We start from the raw sequence: 4,622 nt of genomic DNA, 5'->3' as shown, positions 1-4,622 counted from the left end.
CAGGATACCCTTGATTACTTTTCTGCCGATCTTGGGGACGTTCTTGCGGGAGATAACCACATAGACATAATTCCTCAGATCGACCACTTCAATGGATGCCAGGGCTTCAAGGTAGATATAGACCCACTGTCTTGATCTGCCAACTGCTTGGGCGATGTCCCGGATGGACTTGTATTTGCCCTGTTCCAGGACATCGAGCAGTTGATGGGCTGCACCTGGGTCGAAGGTCCAGCCCTTATAGTGTTGATAACCGATCTGAGCATTATAACGGTTCGCCCGGGCAAAGATACGCTCAGACTGGCTGATCAGCTTAATGCGATTCTCGGTAAGCAGGCTATCCAATACCGGATCGATGTCTCTTATATCTCTCTGGATCAAGGCTGCCACCATCTCTGCCGAGAAGGGCTTGTTGTAATGGTCAATGAAGTTTTCCACCAGTTCCAGGATGCTCATAGTACGGCTCTGAAGTTGATCTGCGAGAGTGAGAGGTCGGGTTGCTTACTGATCGCCATCTCCAAGGTATGCATGAGCTTGATTGCCTTACGCAGGTTACCCGCGCACTGGTGATAGATGATCTCCACCATCTCCGGACTGACCTTGACCTCCATCACCTGAGTGGCGATGGCTTTGATATCGGACTTGGTCAGGGAACTGAACTCGCAGAAGCTGTTGCATCTATCAAAGTAATACTCATTGATCATGTTCAGCTTATCCTTGGCATTCTGCATCCCGACCAGGATCACCACCGTCAGGGTCTCATCCACGATATCACGTATAGCTCCGAGTAACTGGGGTAGCCGGAAGGCATAGTCGATCTCATCGATTACGATGATGGTATCTTCATGATCCTCCAAGACCTGCAGGCAGGCTTTGAAGAGGTTGTTGGCAGTGCCCACCGGGATGTATTCACCGAGATGGAAGCGTCGGTAGAGTGAGGTCAGCAGCTGCACTGCGAAGGACTTGGGTGTGGTGGTTGCTTCCAACCGGATATAGATATAGCCGTTACTGAAAGCCATGCGGTTGGCATAGGTGGTCTTGCCGAGTCCGGGTTTCCCATAGATCAGTCCCAGTCCCACCATCTCCAACTTGGGGCGGTTGAGCAGGAACTTGATCGTGGCATCGGCTTTGAGGACGTTGCTGGTTTTGATCAGTTGACCTTGTTTCATCTTATCTCCTTACTGCTTGTTTGATGCCGATGAAGTCGCACATCTCTTTAAAACTGTCATTGAGAGCGATACCGGAATCGAAGGGTTGATCATCATCCTTGGTATCAGTCTGTGGGTTGTCGTTATGCTCAGGGATTTGCGGTTCCTGTCTGTCTTCCAGAAGCTGGGTTACCTGATGTTCCAGGTTAGCGATGAACTGCTCCGGACCCGGTTCAGGTGCTTCAAGGGCAGGCGGTTGGATAAAGGTGGGGTTCGCACTGGCAGCTATTAACCGCTGATAAGGCTCAAGCAGGGCATCGACCGTCTCCTGGTTCTTTCTCACGAAGATCTTGGAGCGTTGCTCGGTGTTTCGCTGCAGCTTCTTGATATAGGTGTATTCTTGCTTGAGAGCTTTATGTGCCATGGGCTGATCCATCGCCAGCTTGATGAAGGGATGCTGAGTCTGCCGCAGTTCTGCCTGGCAGATGAATACGTCTTTGGTATCATAGACCAGTATCCATCTCGCATCAGCCAGATCGTAGCGGAAGATCACCGGCTTGCCGATCAGGTCGATCAAGGCAGGATGCCAGTAGCGGAGCTTATTGAAGACGATACCGTCATTGCGGACTGCCTTGCGTTCGGCACTGAGCATCATGAAGTTCAGCTTCCCGGGTTGCACCAGTCTGTCGGATGGCAGAGGAGCAGAACTGAAGACCTGCCAGGGTGTCTTGCCTCCCAGTCCTCCATGCGGTGTTTCGCCATACACGTACCTTACATAGAAGCCGATCATCTGCATCGCTTCCTCAATCGTGGGCGGTACTGATTTATACAGCTTCTGAGCCCACTTCTCGTTACGCATCAGGGGAGCAGGTTTGTTATCAATACAAGACCCCCGGAAAGATGAGATGAACCGTTCGAACTGCTCCTGGAAGGTCTTGAAGAAGCGTTCGATCACTTTGGCTTTGGCATTATAGCTGGCTGCGAACTGGGCTCCGATGTTGAGTTTGGGGAAGATACCACCCATCTCTATCTCCAGATCATGTGATTCCCAGGCTTCATGAAAGAGTTTGCTCTTGAAGGCTCTGCCATTATCGAGATAGACATACTTAGGCAGTGCTCCCCAGTTGAGGAACCCATTTCTAAAGGCGATCTGGATATGCTGGCTATCTTCGGTAAAGGCAAGTGAAGCCCCCACCGGATATCTACTTGCCCAGTCCAGTACCATGATCATAGTCATGCGTTGGGCTTTCCCGGTCTTGGGATTGTAGATATCGAAAGCCAGGGTATGACCATCGGCCACCCATACTTCTCCCACATCCAGGACATTATCACGTATGATCGTCTTGATGATATGCTCAGCCACGAACTTGCTACCCTTCCGGGTTTGATTCCAGACCGCAGGATTATCCTCTGCCCATTCCGTGCACCAGCGTCTCAAGGTCGGGACACTGGAGGGAGAAGCTATCCAACCCATCCGTTCTTTGGACTTGAGAGCCGAGATAGCTGAACCGATCGTTACCTGGTTGGGATGCAGCAGTACTTGTAGTAGTAATGCGCTCTCCTGATCGGTAACCTTGCGTTTATGCTCTTTGTTACGGCTTCTATGGATCAGGGCATACATATTCTGCTGTGCTTCCTGATAACGTTCGATCCAGAGCCGCAGAGCCCGTTCGGTGCGTTTACCCTTTAGTCCGTATAGTTCAGGTGCCAGAGTGCCGTTATTGTAATCGCAGGCGATCTTATCCCACTCGGCTACCTTGGACTCGCAGTCTGCCAGGCGATTGAGGATGACATTGCATAAGTGTCCATACAACTTCGCCTCGCCATCGTACTTGGTGAAGATCTGATCATCCGGACTGAAGTCGATGAATAGGTCATTGGGTATGATCTGTACCGAAGCAGCCGGGATGATCTGAGTTGAATGAATATCCGGTTGCAATTGCTCATCAGGCTCAGATTCCACTACCTCAGCATCATCTTCTTTGATTGTAACAGGTATGACTGCGCTTTTGGGTTTTCTACCCGGTCGGATATGCATGTCGCAGAGTAAGGGCATGCGTTTTCGATTAGGAACTTCCTCATCCAGCCACTTTCCATATTCCTCTATCGTAAAATCATAGGGCTCCATAGTAGCCTCCCTCCTTTGATATATTTTCTGCATATTGATAGATCAAAGCACTGTTCAGATTCTTACCATCCACCTCGATAGACTTCTCAATGAACTTGCCGGGTATTATACCCTTAAGCTCACAATCAGCCATCTCCTTCATTAGGATATCAGTCTCGGTCAGCAGGAAGGACTTGATCACCTTGCTGCTGCCTAACTGAATCTGCTGTTTATGTACTTTGATCTGATGGCTGTTTACGTATCTCCATACTGTCCGGGTGGAACAGTTCATCAACTCTGCCACTCGCTCGACGGTCAACCAGACCGCCTTGATCTTGCGTCTGCTCATTTTCAGCCTCTTCGAATAATCTTTAGTTGCTGCTAAGAGCACTGTGACAATTACCGGTTTTCTAATTGTCGCAGTGGTCGTTTGTTTTGGCACCACTGTGACAATTGAGCGCCGATTTTTATTGTCACACTGCTCAAAGCGTTTGGTAATCAGCATTAGCGGTGTATCTTCCCGAATGGAAAGCACTGTGACAATTGTCGCAGTGCCGTAATTGTCACAGTGGTCTGTCTTCACCACCTTTTCTCCGGTCTCGTAAGTAGTCGCTTTCATAAGCGCCTCCATCATATTATTGTTGGTCTCTACCTAACTGACCTGCAATAACTTGGGAAGTCCTTTCTGCCGTTTCCGGCACTACTTGAAAAACTTCTGAGACCGCCGGAAAAATCCGCCGCATAAACACACTATAAAATTTAGTTCTTGACGTGAACTGACTGGGCATTTACATTGTTCACAGATACACAATAATACCTATAGGGGCAGTGTCAAGACTAAAGATGCCCCAAAGGGGGAGAAATGAAGGCAGAAGACATCGGAACAAGGCTCGGAATGCTGGTAAAAGCATTGCATTTGAAGAATTATGAGTTTGAAAAAAAGTTTGGTATCTCTACCAATTCTATGGCGAGATACAAGGGTAATACCCGTTATCCCGACCCTGAATTTCTGGCGAAACTGGTCGAAAACGGGATCAATGTGAACTGGTTGTTAAGAGCTGAAGGCAGCATGTTCATCCAGGCTCCCTGGGAGCTCGGTGCCGACATCACGACCACCAAGAAGGTGCAGGTCATCGATGGCAAGCCCACCTTAGTCAATGATTTTGATAGAACTTACGTGCGCACTTCAATGTTCCCAATCGTGGCGGAAATTTCCGCCGGAGAACCTATCGAAGTGAGAGACGACTATGTTCCAGCGGATTCTGTCGAAGTTCCAACCCGGTATCTTCCTTATGGTACGGACTCCTACATTGCCTTCAGAGTTAACGGTGCCAGTATGGAACCGCAGATACTCCATGAGGATATTGTGC

At 49.3% G+C, this 4,622-nt stretch carries 5 protein-coding genes; 1 reads left to right on the top strand and 4 read right to left on the bottom strand.

Going from position 1 to position 4,622, the window contains the following annotated elements; all coding sequences use genetic code 11:
* From Q8M98_04565 to Q8M98_04550, 4 genes are all read right to left on the bottom strand, one after another.
* Positions 1-453, bottom strand: a 453-nt coding sequence (locus Q8M98_04565; protein MDP3114033.1) for a hypothetical protein, incomplete at its 3' end; no start/stop codon positions are given.
* Complete coding sequence (locus Q8M98_04560; GenBank protein ID MDP3114032.1) at positions 450-1,166, bottom strand: ATP-binding protein; 717 nt, start codon at positions 1,164-1,166, stop codon at positions 450-452. The genes Q8M98_04560 and Q8M98_04565, both read right to left, overlap by 4 nt.
* A 1-nt stretch (position 1,167) precedes the next feature.
* Entirely contained in the window at positions 1,168-3,273 is a 2,106-nt protein-coding gene (locus tag Q8M98_04555; GenBank protein ID MDP3114031.1) for a Mu transposase C-terminal domain-containing protein, read from the bottom strand.
* Complete coding sequence (locus Q8M98_04550) at positions 3,260-3,871, bottom strand: helix-turn-helix domain-containing protein (protein ID MDP3114030.1); 612 nt, start codon at positions 3,869-3,871, stop codon at positions 3,260-3,262. The genes Q8M98_04555 and Q8M98_04550 overlap by 14 nt, the downstream gene beginning before the upstream one ends.
* 243 nt (positions 3,872-4,114) lie before the next feature.
* On the opposite strand from Q8M98_04550, the gene Q8M98_04545 reads away from it, so the two are divergent.
* Positions 4,115-4,622, top strand: a 508-nt coding sequence (locus tag Q8M98_04545) for a S24 family peptidase (protein ID MDP3114029.1), incomplete at its 3' end; no start/stop codon positions are given.

It is taken from the genome of Candidatus Cloacimonadaceae bacterium (genome assembly GCA_030693415.1).
Lineage (GTDB): Bacteria > Cloacimonadota > Cloacimonadia > Cloacimonadales > Cloacimonadaceae > JAUYAR01.
Note: the sequence above shows the minus strand (reverse complement) of the source record. Positions and strands in the feature narration are given on the sequence as shown.